A 16,482-nucleotide genomic window follows, 5' to 3' on the forward strand; every position below is an offset into this window, starting at 1 on the left:
TGCCCTATCCGCTTTAATCCGCTATTTTATTTTGTATTTTTAATGCTATCGACTAGGTCTTGTCCGAATTGAGGTACATACTTGTCATAAACGGACTGTACTGCATCTACGAATGGCTGCAAATCAGGATTTTCAACGATTTCCATCCCTTTTTCCTTCAATTCGCCCAGATACTGCTTCTCCATGTCTTGAACCACTTGGCGCTCATATTGTCCAGCTTCTACGGCAGCTTCCGCAATGGCTTGCTGCTGTTCAGGAGTCAACGCATCATACTTTCCTTTTGCCATTAAGATTAGAGAAGGAGAATAGAAATGGCGAGTCATCGTCAAATGCTTTTGAACTTCATAAAAACGGGAAGTCATGATGACTGGTACTGGGTTCTCTTCCCCATCGATAACCCCTTGCTGCATTGCAGTAAACAACTCAGTGAAAGACATTGGAGTCGGTTGCGCACCCATTGCACTGAAAGAATCCATGTGAATATCATTTTCCATGGTGCGGATTTTTTGCCCCTTCAGATCCTCAGGCTTATTTACCGCTTGTTTGCCGCTGGTTATATTGCGGAATCCATTTTCCCACCAAGCTAATGTTTTAACCCCCATAGTTTCTTCAACTTTCGTACGCAAACCGTCACCAATTTCTCCATCTAGCACTTTGTGTGCATGATCCGCATCACGGAACAAGAAAGGAAGATCTACAACGGTTACTTCCGGAACAAATCCGCTCATAGGGCCCGTCGAAGTAAGCACCATATCGATGCTTCCCACGTTCAATCCTTCGATCATATCACGCTCTCCACCCAACGCTCCATTAGGGAAGATCTCTAAGGTCACGGCTCCATTCGTTTTTTGTTCTACCAATTCTTTAAATTTCTTCATCCCTTCCTGATAATGGGAAGTGTCAGAAAGTGTATGTCCAATTTTTAAGCTGATCGCATCAGCTGCTTGTGTCGGCGCTCCTGCAGGTGCTTGTTCCTTTGCCTGGTCTGCTCCCCCGCCGCATGCAGCAAGGAACACCATGGAAGTTACAGTTAATGTGCTTAATAGCTTTTTCATTAGTTAATCCCCCTAATAAACGTTTTGTTTTCTTTTATTTTGTTTACCGCATTCACAAAGGAGCTTGGATTGCCGAAAGCGCCTGCTTTGGTCACAATCGGGAGACCATCTCCGCTGCCTCCTATGATTTGCGATAATGGAATGCCGGGCTCTACCTCATCAAGTATTCTTAGCGCCTTGACTTCCATATGGTGACAAAAGCGAAAAGCAATATCTCCACCCGTTGCAATCAACCCGCTAAACTTTCGTTGAGACATGATATAGGATCCTAGTCGCCCTAATTGGTCTGCAATTCGATTGCCGATAAATAAGGAATCCTTTTTTTGGGAATTCCCCCATTTCTGCACAGCTTCTCTTGCATGAACGGATGAATCCGTTGTCAAAATAGGACTATGGCCCTGGTCGATTACTTCTAATATTTGATTGACTAAACGCTCCCATTCAAAGCTTGAATCTTCATCGAGGATTCCCAAAGGATCTGCAGAGATGACTTTATAGCCTTGCAGGTTGGAAAGCTGCTGCACTTGCTGTTTCGTTACCTCGCTGACACTCCCCGCTATCACAAAGATCGGATCTTCTGAAGGAGAGAATAAACGGTCGTATATGAATTCGTTTGCATCATGATCAACCGATTGATCCGCCAACGATTGGGCCAACCCTGCCGACCCTACCCATAGGCAACGTAATCCACTGCATGCAACCGCCTCTGCTACCGCTTTCAAATCATGTTGTACAGCGGCATCAAATAGGATGATTTGAGTGCCATTCCTTGTTAAGGCTTTAATCTGTTTAGCCAAATCAAGTTGATTCCTAATCTCTTTAATACCGATATGCCCAATCTTCCTTCGGGTTTGCCTAGCCAGCAAAGACGGTAAGTAGGATTCCTTCACTGGGCACTTCGGGTCTTTTGAAAACTCGGAGTCTTCAAGCAGGGCTTGATGAACTAAATGGTATCCCCCGACAGTTAACCTCGATCCTTTCGGATAAGCAGGAACGACCACTGCCAAATCAAACTTGTGCACATCCATAATCCCATCCATTTCAGCACCAACGTTTCCACGCATAGTCGAATCTATTTTTTTATAAATGCAGGATGATTCCGCAAAAGGGAGTTGGTTTGCAATGGTTTTGATACACTCGTATGCAGCATTAGGTTCGAGCGATCTGGTTTCTGCGTTATAAACCAAGACTTCAGCATCTTGGATATATTCTTGCTGACTCAAATCCAGAAGCGAAACAGTTGAAAATCCTTTCTTAGCAAATTGAACACCTGTATCATTCGCACCTGTTAAATCATCAGCAATGATAATGAACTGCGGCAAGGTGTACATCACCTCTTTATCTCTTGTTGTTTAACCTTTTGGATATTAACCGTTTACATATTTAAAAATACACGATGCAGTTGCAAAATACAATATATTTTTTAAAAAAATATCGTTTTATTTTGCAACATAAATACCAAAAACATATTTGGGTTTTATTTTGCAACATCAACAACAAAAAAAAGAGGTGTTATCCTCTTGTTATATTCCCCAATTCTTTAATTTTTCTCCATAATGTTGAGCGATTGATCCCTAAACGTTTGGCTACCTGCGATTGATTATAATCCTCCTCCTTGAGAACCAGCATAATAACATCCTTCTCAATTTGGTCCAAGGTTTTTCCCCGAATATCCAGTCCGGCTTTTATTTGAACAGGATGATTGTCCAACAAATCATCCAATATAACCTTCACTTCTTCTTTCTCGATAAAAGGACCAGAACTGACTAAGCACATTTTCTCGACTGTTCTTTTTAGTTGTTGGACATTCCCACGCCATTCTGCGTTTTTTAGCATTTCCAATACTTCCGTTCTCAACCCGACTATTTGTTTCCCTGAATTTGAATTATAGGAAGCAATGAACCAACGCACTAATTCTTCAATGTCATCTTTTCTTTCCCTCAGCGGGGGCACTTGCAAAACTCCCCCGTTCAACAGGTGATACAAGTCCAAGCGAAATTCACCGGATTCCAATTGATCTTTCAAATCACAACCATTTGCAGCCATAACTCTTGCCTTAACAGGAATCGAATGGGCCCCCTCCACTCGCGTAATCCTGTTTTCCAGCAATACATTGATCAGCTTACCCTGTAAGTGTATAGGGAGCTTTCCTATAGCATCAATAAATAGAGTTCCTCCATGAGCTAATTCAAAAGCCCCTGCCCGCTTGTATTCACCATCGCTGCCCCAAAGCTCATATTCCAATTGTTCATCATTAAAAGCCTCGCAATTAACAAAGATAAATGGAGATTCTTTGCGGTTGCTGCCATTATGAATAGCTTGGGCAATACTCTGCTTACCTGTACCCGGTTCGCCAAAAATAAGCAAAGGAAAATCGCTTTTACTGAATTTCTTTGCTGATCTAATGATATCCTTCATCGAAGCTGAGTGAGAGACCAAGTGATTAAAGTGTATCGTAGCCTTATAATCTTCGCTTATCTGCCGGTTGCGAAAGCGAGTCTCCACCATTTGAATTTTGCTCGCAGGCTGCAGTACCGTTACTGAACCCAGAAAAACTTCATTGGCCTGAAAAGGAAAGCTTTGGACAATCAGATCTTCGCCATGCCAGTTTATGATCTGTTCAAATGATGATCCTCCGCCTTCCAAAACCGTTTCGGCATGGAGAAAACTGTACGCTCCCACGGCTTTCTTCCCAACCAATTCGTCTGTATGCAAAATTTTTCTAGCTTGCTCATTTACGGCGACAATATTTTTCTGTTGATCGACCGCCACTAAGGCTTCCAGATGAGAGTTGAATATCGCTTCATAAAACTCTCTTTGAACCCTTTCTTTGTTCGTGTAGTGCGCCATTTGTTCCGCTTCAATAATAGATTCAATGACCGCTTCCCGTCCGGAAGTAATCAGGATCGTTTTCAGGCCATGCCTTGAAGCAACTGATGTGGAAATCACGTCACCTATAATGACTTGAATGTTCTCCTCAAGAGCTTTCTTTATTTCCCGTTCAACCTCATCCTCTGCCCCTATCGGAAAAAAAGTGAGATTCATTTCCAATAAGGTACCAATTGCATCCGCACCTAAAATCGTATTCAGATAACTCATTAACCCGATTTTTCCTTGATAGCCTTTAACTAACGTCAAAGAGCGCAAGATATCATACCCCGATATCTTCACCTCAACCACGGGGATATGACAATGCTCCCGCAATAACCGTGCCGTTGCTCCCCTGCTGATGATGACATCAAAACCTTGATTCTCCAAATCCCTTGCTATAGTTAGCCCCTTGTAAAGGTCTCCGACTTCAATCCGAATATCCTTGTTAAGTTCGGAATTCACCTCTGAAAATAAATCCCTTAACCCTTCATAGGGGGCAATCACCAAGATTTTTCCCATTTGCGACCGCCTCATTCATTTTAACAACTATATTGTTGCATTTTAATACATTCATTCTATAAGCAGCACCCTTCTTTTTCAACAATATCGTTTAGGAAAATTAAACAGCAAGATCAAAAAAGTGGATTGCATTTAGTATTTTGGCAAGCAGGATCAGAAGCAATTCCCCTTCCCATCTTGCCCACATTCATTTAAATAATTCTGTTGACAATGATTATCATTACACGGTATACTGTATACCATAAGGAAGATGAAATCAAACCAAACACTAGGAGGAATGAAAAATGGTAAACTGGCTATTTGGAGCAGGTGTTGAAAAGTTAATGGCTAAAAAAAGCAAGTCTTTGAATCTGACTATGAATTACAGCAAGTTGAAAAAAGTGGACCGCATTTAGTTTTTTTCTAATTAATGATAATGATTATCACAATCGTTAATCTGCCCCTATCTTCTACCCTACTAAAAATCTAGGAGGAATAAATCATGTTGAACTGGTTATTCGGCAAATCTGTGGAAAAACTGGCAGCAAAGAAAGCACAAAACTTAGATAAGACTTTTAATTACAGCAAGAACCACAAAAAGTAAGCGGAAAGGAGATCACAATGAAGGAACGCTAATAACCCTTTACCTAGAATCGAGGCAAAGGGTTTTTTGCATGTAATCTGTTCCGTTAAAAATTATTATATATAAATTGATTTCCGGCTCCTGAACTAAACACGACAACGAGGGAGATCAATATCACCCAAAAAATCGCCCTAACCCCTGCCACAATCCAAGATAACACCCTCTCTATCCCCCCAGTTTATGCAGAAGCAGCATTCGCTCGATAACATGAAAGCTTTGATCGAATTCACAAAAGAAAAATACCCAACCGATGACCACATAATGAAAGGTGAAAAGTCCACTGAAGGCCGCTACGGCTGGATGATCAGGGATCCTCTTTTCAATATAAGGATAGATCCATTGCGTATAGTACTTTAATGCGATCAATCCTGCCGCATGAAATAAACCCCAAAAAATAAAATGCCATGCCGATCCATGCCATATTCCCGTTGCCATCCACACGAGGAGAATATTTCGAATCCCTTTCCACGCCCCCACGCGGCTTCCTCCGAGCGGAATAAAAAGATAGTCCCGAAACCACTGGGTCAATGACATATGCCAATGTCTCCAGAATTGGGACAGATTGCGCTGAAAGTACGGATAGTGGAAATTTTCGATAATGCGATATCCGAACAATTTGGCTGTTCCGATCGCGATATCGGAGTAGCCTGAGAAATCCATGTAGATTTTTATCGCGCAGGCGTAAGCGGCAATCCAGTAGCTAAGGGCACTTAAAGAAGGATTTTGAAGCCCGTCGGAAAAAGGGGTAATCGCATCGGCGATCACCACTTTCTTGAACAAACCAATGAGGATACGAAAGATTCCTTCCGATAGGTATTCTTTGCGAAAGAATGCCAGGTTTTCCTTCGTCTGCTCTTGAAAGGGCTGATATCGTTCAATCGGGCCTGAAGATAAAGTAGGGAAAAACATCATATACAAAGCAAATTGCATAAAGGAGGTTTCTTTGATATTCCCCCGATAAATGTCCACTAAATAATGAATAAATTTAAAGGTGAAAAAGGAAATGCCGAGAGGGATCGCAAGTTCTGGAATCGGCACCCGGGTATGATACTGCAGCAATAACATGAATTGATTAAATGTATCTAAGAACCAAGGGGTGTATTTATAGTAGCTCAATACCCCCAGGGTCAATAGGACACCTGCCGCCATCGGCCATTTGCGCTTGTTTTCCCCCAGCGAAATCATCCGCCCTAACCCGTAGACAATGACCGTTAAGGCCATCAAGAGAAGCGTGGCATAGAGAAAAGAAGAAAGAAAAAAACCAACACTCCCCACAAGTAATGCATACTTTCTCCAGGGACCGGGGACCACCCACCAATAAAGCAAAAAGAAAAAAATCACAAAAAATCCGTAGGTCAAAGTCAGAACCATGCTGCACCTCTTATTGGTCCGAAAAGACACCCATTTGTTGAATATCTTCAAACAATTGCTTCGCAATGATACGATTGCCCGCAGGCATTGGGTGAATGGAATCGGAAAACAACCGGTCAGGCAACAGTTCTTCATAATCGAAAAACTGGACATGTCCCTCCTCTGCCACCTGAGCGAGCTTTTGTTTCGCTTCCTCAAGACCTGCCTCATCCAATTTGTTATATCTTTTTAATAACACGTCATTTTGCGGAGTGAAAAACACCAGGCTCTCCCGCGAGATATCGTTCATTAGCGCTAAAAGGAATTGAAAATACTTCCACTGCTCATCTGTATAAGAAATCGAACCTATTTTCCAATCCCCCTGGTATTTAGCTTCCCAATTCTTTTCATACCAAGGCAAATAAATCTCTTGATCTTCCTCTTTAGAAGAAGGTTTAAAGGTATACCTTGCTTGATCTTCCACCATTACCGTGGCATTTCTGCCAAAGATCCAATTATTCACCAGATCCCTATAATTAAACAGCCGCCAGTGCCTTAAGATATTTTCTTTAATCCAGCCATCTGTCGTATCGTCTTTTTCTGGAGGCTCCACCCCCAACCGCTTCCAGTCGATTTGCTCCATCGGATATTGCTCTAAGATGAAGGGGCGATTAATCAGATTCGGTTCATTGAACCACCCTATATTTAAATCATACACAATCAGGTCGATCCCATTTTGAGCATCGCGAAGCAAGCCCAGTAAATAATAGGCATCGGCAATCCCTAATCCTTTGATCCCAAGATTATAAACATGAACCTCTTCCCCTTGACCCTGATTCAAGTATTCTGCAAGAAACACAGGTATGGTTTCAGAATCATTCTTTGATGCGGAACCAAACATCACCGAATTGCCTAACATCAATACCTTGGGGTAAGGATCCTGTTTTATCTGCTCAAGGTAAACCCCGAAAGTATTTTTCCCTTCCACTTCTTCCCGGTAATGTCCGTTTCCGGACATCACAGTACTCATTCTATACGCAAGGGCTTGATCCAACAGGAAAAGAAGAATAAAGACCATAACCAGCGTTTTGGCATCAGGGTAAACCCATTTTCGCAACCCATCCACTAATATCATCACCTATGATGAAGATAAGAACTAGAGATAGTATTTAACTTTCCTTTTATTGGTATACTTAAAAAACAAACGACCCTAAATTAATAAGGTCGTCTGCACTAATGAAACTTTTTAGATTCGGTAAAGCTGGTCAGATCACAAATCCACTCTATCACACAATTACCCATGGTCTTTCTTTATGCCACTGGATGGATAAAGGCAGATGAAACGCTTCCGATAGGGCTTCATCGGTGAGTACCTGGCTCTTTTCTCCTGAAGCGATAATACGCCCTTCCTTCAAAATGGCGGCATGAGTAAAGCAGGGAATAATCTCCTCTAAATGATGAGTCACATAAATCATTCTCACATTTTGTTCCGCGAGCTTTTGAACGCTTTCCAAAAATCGTTCTCTCTCTTCTAAATCCAGCCCTGCACAAGGCTCATCCATGATCAGAACAGAAGGATCATTAATTAAAGCTCTCGCCAGCAAGACCTTTTTTCGCTCACCCTGGGAAAGCAAACCTAAAGGTCGGTCTTTCATATGGCTGATTTGGATTCTATCCATGATATCGCTGGCTTTTTCCAAGGCTTCTTGCGGAATTTGCTGATAGAATCGCAAATAGCCAAAATTCCCGGTTGCTACGACCTCAAGTACCGAATCGCTAAGGGAGAGCTTTTCAAATAAGTTCGGAGTAATATACCCTATTTTTTTGCGAACCTCCGGTATATTGCATGAACCATATTGATTTCCCAATACTTCCACGCTGCCGGAACTCGGAAACAAATAACCGGTAACCATTTCTAATAAACTGGTCTTGCCTGATCCATTTTTTCCAATAATGACCCATTGCTGTTCACTCTCGATGTTAAGATTGACATCTTCCAAGACCACTTTGTTGTTTCGTTTCAAATAAATGTTATTTAGCTTAATCACAGTCCTTCACCTTTCCTGAGGCAGAATGAGCAGGTTGCGGGGCACATGCCACCCCGCCCCACTAGCTTTTTTTAAAGAAACTCTGTACTTCAAGCATGTGATTTAACATAAGCAAGCTAGCTTCTTCTGGATTTCGACGGTTAATGGCTTCGTATATCGCTTCTCGTAAAGAAGTTCGGGCGACCCTCAAAAATTCCATCAGTTCCCGTTCTGGCAATAATTTATCCCGTTATGTTACAATAATTTGGTAAGCCCGTCAATGTAAGTATTTAAAAAATTCTATCAATATTTTTTTTTAATGTGTTGCAAAAAAAACTCCACCTGTAAAAACACAGGCAGAGGGTAATATTGTAATCCTCGTTTATTTCTTTTTCTTCTTCCCAAAATCTATCATCTCGGTGGAAACCGCATCCTTTAAGACTTCTTCGTCTGTAAATAAGATCGGCTTGTACTCGAAATTCTCATACATCTCGATCTGATCTTCATAGTGGTCTCTTACCGTTCCATCCTTTTCCACAAAACCAATCTGGCCCGGAGGGGTTAAGTTAAATCCGGCTTGTCCATCTTTCTTAAGCTCTACAAAATGATTTTCGCTTCCGCGGTTCATTTCAATGATCGGTTTTTCTGAGCCCAATCCGTGCGGAACTCCGATCAGCGATTGGCCTCCAAACGTAACCGTTCGAATGGGCTTGTTCCACTGCGCCATATCTAATCCGTATTCTTTCTCTAAATTATCAAGAGCCTGCTTCAAGCTGCTGAGAATCAGCTCGTCCCGATTTTCTGTCATCCAGTCATGCTGGGTTGGCGCAGAAGCCTTATCCTCTTCAAGAATGCGCAATAATAGGCCGGTTCCGTAACGGTGATCAATAATTCCTCTAAGCGTGTTGTAGTCCTCACCCAGATCGTCTTTAATGACGTTTTCTACTAAAATAGGCCACCAGGCTTCAAAAAGTGCCACAGCAGGAGAATCATAAAGTTTATCCCTATCCTTGTCCTCCGCTAAATTGTTCCATCCCTTCAGCAGCTCTAAAGCTCTGGCAAATCGGTCATCCTCATTTACGTTCTTTTCAAGTGCCTCTATGAGGAAAGGCTTGAACTTCGTTGTTCGCAAATTGACAAAGCTTGCATGATAATTGATATCGTTGACATCTTGAAGATCAAGCTTATCACGGGATTCCACACCCAGTTTGAATTGCTGGACGCGGTTATCCGCTGCCCAAGAATAAGTACTTTCATTGTTGTCCCAGCCTGCGGACGGCTTGTTATTCCAGTTGGCAATATAGCCAGACTTAGGATTGATGACATGCGGATTATCCTTTGTATCCGCCCAGCCCTTCCATTCATATTCACCAGTCCCTGGCGTCGGAAGCCGCCAATCCACCCTCTCGTCACGCACCGGCTGCTGCCCCACATGATAGTAGGCCGTGTTTCCTTCTTTATCAGCATAGAACCAGTTCAAAGACATTCTAAAGTCGCGTGCCGCCTCTAACCACTCATTTAGATCCTTGGCATGGTTCGTCCTAACATAGGCTTCCCATCCCTGTGCTTCCTGTCCGCGGAATACCCATTTTTTCGTGTAAGCTAAATGGTTCTGTTCATCGAGATAAACGACAGGCCCGTGAACGGTATAGTAGAAGTCCTTCTTGGTCTCCTCTACCTTGCCCGTCTCGATATTCTTCACCTTAAATGTCTGTGTCTTTTTCTCCATATCCACCCATTTCCCTTGGTACTTATACTGATAAGGGTTCGCCGGATTCAACTCTTCCTGGTAAATATCCACCATATCAGCGAAGCCAGCGGTTGCGGTTTGGGCATGATGATCACTGCTTCCGAACATGATGAACGGATACCCGATAAATCCGGAGCCCTGCATATTAAAATCAGGAGAATGCAATCCGACTTCATAAATAAATCCAGGGGCCGTTAATCCGACCTGAGGGCCGCTCATTAAAAGAGCGTTTCCGCTTTTAGACTTCTTAGGACTGATTACTAACGCGTTACTTCCTACTTTCAAAGGCAGGGAAAGCTCTTCCGAGGCTTGAATGAAGTCTTCTCTGTCTTTGCTTAGGGCCGAAGAAGCAGCTAGCACGCGAAGATCCGCTTGGCTTACCTTCTGGTCTGCTTTCTTTTCGCCATAAGTAAACTCATCCCATTCAATCGTGGTCACAGCAAAAGGGTCTGCGTATATGATATCGTCAAACAGCTTTTTGGCCTTTTCCTTGCCGTGCTGCTTTTCTAGGCTGGCTAGTATCCCAGCATTCTTTACCTCCTGTTCCTGGTCCATAAACACGGTCATCGACGACATCCAAAGCCGAATAATGTCCACATCGGACCATTTTTCTGGCGTCAGTTTGTAGTCATGGAATTCCTTGGATAACAGCTTATCCGGATCCTTTAGGGCTTCTTCGACATACAATGAAATCCCTTCAGCAAATTGTTGAGCCACTTTTTGAGAGAATGGATCCATCTTCTTGATCATCTCTTTAATTTCTGCATCACTGTACCCGTCACGACGCATTTTTTGGTCACGCTCGAAGTACCTCTCCCCAAAAACCTCTGCTGCTGTTCCCTCATTTCCACGCTTGAACATTTCTAATTGAAATAAGCGGTCCTTGGCCATTACATAGCCATAGGCTTTATATAAATCGTCCAAATTCTGGGCGTAAATATGCGGTACCCCATAGGAATCCCGGATCACTTTAACGGTTCCTTGCTTGACTTTAACCTCTTCCGTTTGGGAAACGGTTACATGCTTTTCAGCCGCAAAGCTAGGCAGCACACCCGTTGTTAAGCTTAAAGCTAATGCTAGACTCAAAGATGCTCGACTCATTTTTCCCCACGTTCTCATTATATGACCCTCCATTATGTCTAAAATTTATTTAAGTATCTCTAATTATAATTTTCAGAAATCACATTGCAATGTAGAAACCTACACTTTATAATAAAAACAGTGTAAAAATACAACTTCCAAGGTGATAACATAATGAGCCTCCCGTTTATTTCTGGCTACTTATCTAAAAGGTTTACAGATGTACCCTACCAAATTTGGTTGCACGGGAAGAAAGAAGAAAACCACCCAACCCTACTCTGCCATTCCGAAGACCACTGCTTTCCTCCTTATCCTTCTTCCCATGCCGCGAGATCCGAACGTTTCTTTCAGCACCTAGGAAACACGTATCATTCTTTTCGTTATCCCGAGGAATACGTCATAACTTTCGTTCTCATGCAAGAACGCGTTGAAATAACGAGAGAGGACTATGAAGAGCTCTCCTTTTTGTTCCGCCCTCTGGTTTTAGAGCACATGTTGAAGTCGAAGGAAACCGACTTAAAACGAATGCTGGAGGTCACGACTTCCATCACCTCTACTCTAGAAAGAGAGCAAGTGCTGACCAAAATCATCGATCACGCGCTGCACGTCATTGCCAATGTGGATGCGGGCTACCTCCTGCTTTTTGATCCCGAGCGCCAGCGTCTCGTTCCCAAAGCTTTAGTCGGGTTTAGCCCCAAATTTTTCGACTTCCAGGCTGCACCTGGAGAAGGCATTACAGGCAATGTCTTCCTCGAGGGGACCTCTCGGTTATTTAATCATCGGGATGAAATTTATGAGGCCATGGCCACCACAACGCCAGAAAACTATCGGATTACACTGGAATCGGCCGATACGCTCAATCCGAAGGCGATGATTTGTGTGCCGGTTTCCATAGGGGAGAAGAGAATCGGCATTTTGGCGGTCCACCAATTTCACAAACACGGCCTCCTTACCCCATGGGATGTACAGCTGATGGAAGGGTTTGCCGCACATACAGCCATTGCCATTCATAATGCGAACCTCTACCAGGATGCGGAGACACAGCTTAAGAAGGTATCGAGGCTTAGCGATCAACTGCGCTTGAAAAATGAGCTGCTGGAAAAAAGAAATCAAATCCATAAGGTGCTGACCAAGCTTTCCCTCGACAACAGAGGGATCGGGGGAATCATCCGCGAATTGAGACACATGCTTCAAAGACCTCTGCATTTCTATGACTTTATCAATATGGAAGCGACCCCTAAATCTCCTTTGCCTTGCGAGGACGTTCAACGGCTGTTCCATCGCCAAAAGAATTCCTCCATTGATTATCAAGAAGGCGATCAAGGGCTCCGCTTTTTTCCCATCAGCTCCGGACATGAGGTCTTAGGATGTATCTGCACACCTGTTCATGGGCAGCTTCCCCTCTTAGATCAAGTGATGATTGAGCAAGGAGCCTCCATCCTTGCCCTGGAGTTCATGAAGACACTTTCTTTGCTGGACAAGTATAATCGAAAAACGCACGAATATTTTAACGAACTTCTGCAAAGTGAAAACAGCGAATTTCATGCCAACCGGTCGGTCGACTTAAAGCTTTCGCTGCACTCCTCCATATTTATCGTCATCATAGAGAACCTGAACGCCTATGAGCCGTATCGTCTTGAACTTGATATTCACCGTTTAATCTATCGGATTAAAACGAGCCTGACGTATCAACCCAAGCTCATTTACGGATTTAATAACAAAGCCGTAGCCTTATTTTCGCTGGAACCAACCGAAAGCTTTCAACCCATGCTGAAAGACTTGCAATCCCTTCACCGTGAATATGAGAAAAGGTTCGATTGTTCGCTCAGGACAGCCGTTTCAGCCGTCCATCAAGGACTAGTTCAAGCGAAAAAAAGCTATGAAGAAGCCCAGAGGGTATTGGACTTTCTTTCGGCTCGAGGCAAGCATGAAGTGCTTTGCTACAAGGATATGGGCATGAATCGCCTGTTCATTGGCCAACATTCGGAGATCGAACCCTTTATTGAGGAAATTCTTTCTCCCCTATGGGCAAGCGGTCATGACGATCTCGAAAAAACCTTGCAAGTCTTTCTTTCTCACAACCAATCTGCCGTTCACGCGGCTGAGGAGCTCCATATCCACGTCAACACGCTCTATAAGCGATTGAAAAAAATTGAAGATGTATTAAAGATAAGCTTTCAGGATGGGCCATCGATGCTAAAAGTACAACTGGCTTGCCATTTGAAGCAGACGTTTTTTTGATAGTAGGAAAAAATTACAAAATTATGAAGAGAATCAGTTGCTATCCCCCTCGTGATATAATCTGATTATTGCTAAAGGTTGGAGAAGGGGAAAAGGATTCATGAAATACACCGGAAGAATCGCTGCTTTAGGCCTTGTTATCATAACTTCTTTGCTTGAACGCGCTTATCAATATATGGTTTATGATACCATCCTGATTTCAGACTTAATTGGTCTTATTTTCTATGGACCCTTGGGTTGGTGGATCGGCAGATTTTATGATAAAACTCGTTTGCAAGCAGAAAACCTGAAAGAAAGTAAAAAAGAATTAAAAGAAAGTGAAGAAAAATACCGGCGCTTGGTAGTCCTATCACCTGATCCGATCATTATCCATGACGGAAACTTTATTTTATTTGCTAACGAGAAAGCGACAAAACTAATAGGCGCAAAGAGTTATCACGAGCTGGTGGGAAAATCGATCTATGATTTTGTTCACGCAGACTACCATGAGAGTACATCTTACCGTATTCGAAAAATGAATAGAACGAAGCGGGAAGCCGGAATAACCGAATTGAAAATCATCGGACTCGATGGGCAAATGCACGATATTGAGATCTCGGCTAACTTCATCACCTATAAAGGAAAACCTGCTTGCCAAGTGATCTTCCGGGATATCACGGAAAGAAAACAGATCGAAAAAGCGTTGAAGGAAAGTGAAGAGCGTTATCGGTTTATTGCGGAAAATTCTACGGATACCATTTCCCTTCTTTCTGCGGAAGGATTATATCTTTATAATTCCCCAGCATGCAAACGGCTTCTGGGCTATAGCCCAGAAGAGCTGGATGGGCGTTCATTCCTGGAATTCATCCATCCTGACGATTACCCCAAGTTAGAAGGAATGCATATTGAAGCCATGGACGAGCTAGACATCGCTACCTTTAGCTTTCAATTTCTTGCAAAGAATGGCCAGTATATCTGGCTGGAAACCAACGCAAGAACGCTCCGTAATGAAGATGGCAGCCTCCGGCAGATTTTAGCGGTAACCCGAAATATCATGGAAAGAAAAAAGTTTGAGGAAAATTTAGTAGAGTCCAACCGCTTGCTGCAGCAGCTATCGAATTTAGACGGCTTGACCGGGATTGCCAATCGGCGTTTTTTCGATGCTTTTCTAAACTTGGAATGGGACCGTGCAGCCTGCTCTGCTGCCAGACTATCCGTCATCATGCTCGATATCGACTATTTCAAGCGATACAATGACACCTATGGACATCAAGCGGGAGATGATTGCCTCAGAACCGTTGCTTCTGTCCTGCAGAAAACTTTAAATCGTTCCAGTGATCTTATAGCGCGCTATGGCGGAGAAGAATTCGTCGTGATCTTGCCGAATACCGATATGAACGGGGCACTGGTTGTAGCGGAATCCTTAAGAAAGAACATTGAGAAATTGCAAATTCCCCACCTCGGCTCAAAGATTGGCAGCCATCTTACCATCAGTTTAGGGATCGCTTCTATGATCCCCCAGTTGGGATCCGACCCACAGGAGCTGATAAATCAAGCGGACAAGGCCCTATATCAAGCCAAGCAAGAAGGCAGGAATCGGAGTAGCCAGCATCGAACAGTTTCTGCTTTCCAATAAGTGCACTTTCCAAGATGGGAGGTGCCTTTTTTGCTATGGTGATTAAAGAAAAAGGCTGATCCCCAAAAGTCGGTTTTTCGACCTTTAGGGACAGCCTCTTCTCATCATCGGAATCCCTACTTTTTTTGAAGTGAAAGGTTCAGTAATGCTGCCGCCTTTTGGTCGATAATGACCGTCACATGGGGATGAAGCCGCAGGGAGGTGACTGGCACCTGTTCCGTGATTTTTCCATGGAACAATTCCCGCATCGCTTCTGCCTTCGCATCTCCGTTAGCGAGGAGAACCATTCGCCTGGACTCCAGAATCGTTCCGATTCCCATGGTAATGGCCTGTTTCGGCACGTCCCCCACATCATCAAAGAATCGGGCATTATCCTGAATCGTCTGGTCAGCAAGCCGGACCACCTGTGTACGCGAAGCGAAGGAAGTTCCGGGTTCGTTGAATCCGATATGCCCATTGCTTCCGACACCTAAAATTTGCAGATCGATGCCTCCATGCTGATGAATCAGCCGCTCATACCGATTGCATTCCTCCCCCGTATCCTTCGCTAGTCCATTAGGGATAAATACCCGATAAGATGGGAGATGGAGGGGATCATAAACATGGTTTTTCATAAAGGAAAAAAAGCTTTGGGGATGATCCTGAGCCAGCGGATAGTATTCATCCAGATTGAACAGGCGAACATCAGTAAGGTCCAGTTGCCCTGCCCTGTTTTTTTGGACCAGTTGACGGTACAGTCCCAAGGGAGTGGAACCCGTTGCCATCCCCAGATTGAAGGGCTTTTTACCCGACAGTTCATCAGAAATGATGTCCGCTGCCATCCGGCTTAGCTCATCATAGGTTTCAGCGATATAAAGCTTCATTCCCTCCCCCCTCTTTCCTCATGCACAATCGACCTATCGTCCATCGTCAGACCTCGCTTTGCTGTGATCTCCTATTAGTTTCTCCATCACAGCCATCAGCATGTTCAGGATCGCGGCATCCGCGGCTGTCTCTCAGCTAATTCTTGACAATATCGAAAAAAAATTAAAAGCCCGCCGATATAATCGACAGGCTACGAACCATCCAGTGCTTTTTTCCCATCATGGCTTCCATAGCTTCCATTCCTTCAGTTCCAAACGGCGAACTCCCTCAACAACATGAGGGTCATTCTCGGCCATTTGCTGGGCTTCTTCCCGCGTTTCAGCAATATAGATGACCATCCCGCCTGATCCATCCGCAAAAGGACCTCTGCCGAAAATTTTTCCTTGCTGGTCAAGCTGATCCAAGTAGGCGATATGGCGCGGCAGGACTTCCTTATTTTTTTCCGCATCAAGCATATGCAAAAGGGCTGTATAATACGGCATTCTATT

Annotated in this window: 11 protein-coding genes; 2 read left to right on the forward strand and 9 right to left on the reverse strand. The window is 43.6% G+C overall.

The annotated features are described in order from the left end of the window. Positions 1 to 26: 26 nt before the first annotated feature. The 7 genes from ABLT31_RS21875 to ABLT31_RS21905 all read right to left on the reverse strand — a co-directional run bounded on the left by ABLT31_RS21875 (position 27) and on the right by ABLT31_RS21905 (position 11,313). On the reverse strand, positions 27 to 1,055 hold the full coding sequence (locus tag ABLT31_RS21875; RefSeq protein WP_367755671.1) for a DctP family TRAP transporter solute-binding subunit: 1,029 nt from the start codon (positions 1,053 to 1,055) through the stop codon (positions 27 to 29). Continuing rightward, complete coding sequence (locus tag ABLT31_RS21880) at positions 1,055 to 2,377, reverse strand: four-carbon acid sugar kinase family protein (protein WP_367755673.1); 1,323 nt, start codon at positions 2,375 to 2,377, stop codon at positions 1,055 to 1,057. Before ABLT31_RS21880 ends, ABLT31_RS21875 begins: the two co-directional genes overlap by 1 nt. Before the next feature lie 190 nt (positions 2,378 to 2,567). After that, the gene (locus ABLT31_RS21885) at positions 2,568 to 4,445 is read right to left on the reverse strand and encodes a sigma-54-dependent Fis family transcriptional regulator (RefSeq protein ID WP_367755675.1); all 1,878 of its coding nucleotides are present in this window, start codon (positions 4,443 to 4,445) and stop codon (positions 2,568 to 2,570) included. 787 nt (positions 4,446 to 5,232) lie between these two features. Next, positions 5,233 to 6,438, reverse strand: a complete 1,206-nt coding sequence (locus tag ABLT31_RS21890; protein WP_367755677.1) for an MBOAT family O-acyltransferase — start codon at positions 6,436 to 6,438, stop codon at positions 5,233 to 5,235. A gap of 10 nt (positions 6,439 to 6,448) precedes the next feature. Next, the gene (locus ABLT31_RS21895; protein ID WP_367755679.1) at positions 6,449 to 7,555 is read right to left on the reverse strand and encodes a hypothetical protein; all 1,107 of its coding nucleotides are present in this window, start codon (positions 7,553 to 7,555) and stop codon (positions 6,449 to 6,451) included. A 148-nt stretch (positions 7,556 to 7,703) separates the two neighbouring features. Beyond that, entirely contained in the window at positions 7,704 to 8,465 is a 762-nt protein-coding gene (locus ABLT31_RS21900; protein ID WP_367755681.1) for an ABC transporter ATP-binding protein, read from the reverse strand. A gap of 361 nt (positions 8,466 to 8,826) precedes the next feature. Then, complete coding sequence (locus tag ABLT31_RS21905) at positions 8,827 to 11,313, reverse strand: penicillin acylase family protein (RefSeq protein WP_367755683.1); 2,487 nt, start codon at positions 11,311 to 11,313, stop codon at positions 8,827 to 8,829. Between the two features lie 135 nt (positions 11,314 to 11,448). Here ABLT31_RS21905 and ABLT31_RS21910 point away from each other — a divergent pair, with 135 nt between their 5' ends. Continuing rightward, entirely contained in the window at positions 11,449 to 13,515 is a 2,067-nt protein-coding gene (locus ABLT31_RS21910) for a helix-turn-helix domain-containing protein (protein WP_367755685.1), read from the forward strand. Positions 13,516 to 13,615: 100 nt separating this feature from the next. Beyond that, the gene (locus tag ABLT31_RS21915; RefSeq protein WP_367755687.1) at positions 13,616 to 15,130 is read left to right on the forward strand and encodes a diguanylate cyclase; all 1,515 of its coding nucleotides are present in this window, start codon (positions 13,616 to 13,618) and stop codon (positions 15,128 to 15,130) included. Positions 15,131 to 15,246: 116 nt separating this feature from the next. On the opposite strand, the gene nagB is transcribed toward ABLT31_RS21915, so the two are convergent. Further along, entirely contained in the window at positions 15,247 to 15,993 is a 747-nt protein-coding gene (gene nagB, locus ABLT31_RS21920) for a glucosamine-6-phosphate deaminase (protein ID WP_367755689.1), read from the reverse strand. A 219-nt stretch (positions 15,994 to 16,212) separates the two neighbouring features. Then, positions 16,213 to 16,476 carry a YciI family protein gene (locus tag ABLT31_RS21925; RefSeq protein ID WP_367755691.1) on the reverse strand — a complete coding sequence of 88 codons (264 nt, stop codon included), beginning with the start codon at positions 16,474 to 16,476 and terminating at the stop codon, positions 16,213 to 16,215. Positions 16,477 to 16,482 lie beyond the last annotated feature (6 nt).

It is taken from the genome of Ammoniphilus soli, assembly GCF_040813775.1.

Excerpts from the sequence above, each read along its gene's own strand:
- ABLT31_RS21875 (WP_367755671.1), bottom strand. The coding sequence starts at position 1,055 with ATGAAAAAGCTATTAAGCACATTAACTGTAACTTCCATGGTGTTCCTT.
- ABLT31_RS21885 (WP_367755675.1), bottom strand. The coding sequence starts at position 4,445 with ATGGGAAAAATCTTGGTGATTGCCCCCTATGAAGGGTTAAGGGATTTA.
- ABLT31_RS21890 (WP_367755677.1), bottom strand. The coding sequence starts at position 6,438 with ATGGTTCTGACTTTGACCTACGGATTTTTTGTGATTTTTTTCTTTTTG.
- ABLT31_RS21905 (WP_367755683.1), bottom strand. The coding sequence starts at position 11,313 with ATGAGAACGTGGGGAAAAATGAGTCGAGCATCTTTGAGTCTAGCATTA.
- ABLT31_RS21910 (WP_367755685.1), top strand. The coding sequence starts at position 11,449 with ATGAGCCTCCCGTTTATTTCTGGCTACTTATCTAAAAGGTTTACAGAT.
- ABLT31_RS21915 (WP_367755687.1), top strand. The coding sequence starts at position 13,616 with ATGAAATACACCGGAAGAATCGCTGCTTTAGGCCTTGTTATCATAACT.
- nagB (WP_367755689.1), bottom strand. The coding sequence starts at position 15,993 with ATGAAGCTTTATATCGCTGAAACCTATGATGAGCTAAGCCGGATGGCA.
- ABLT31_RS21925 (WP_367755691.1), bottom strand. The coding sequence starts at position 16,476 with ATGCCGTATTATACAGCCCTTTTGCATATGCTTGATGCGGAAAAAAAT.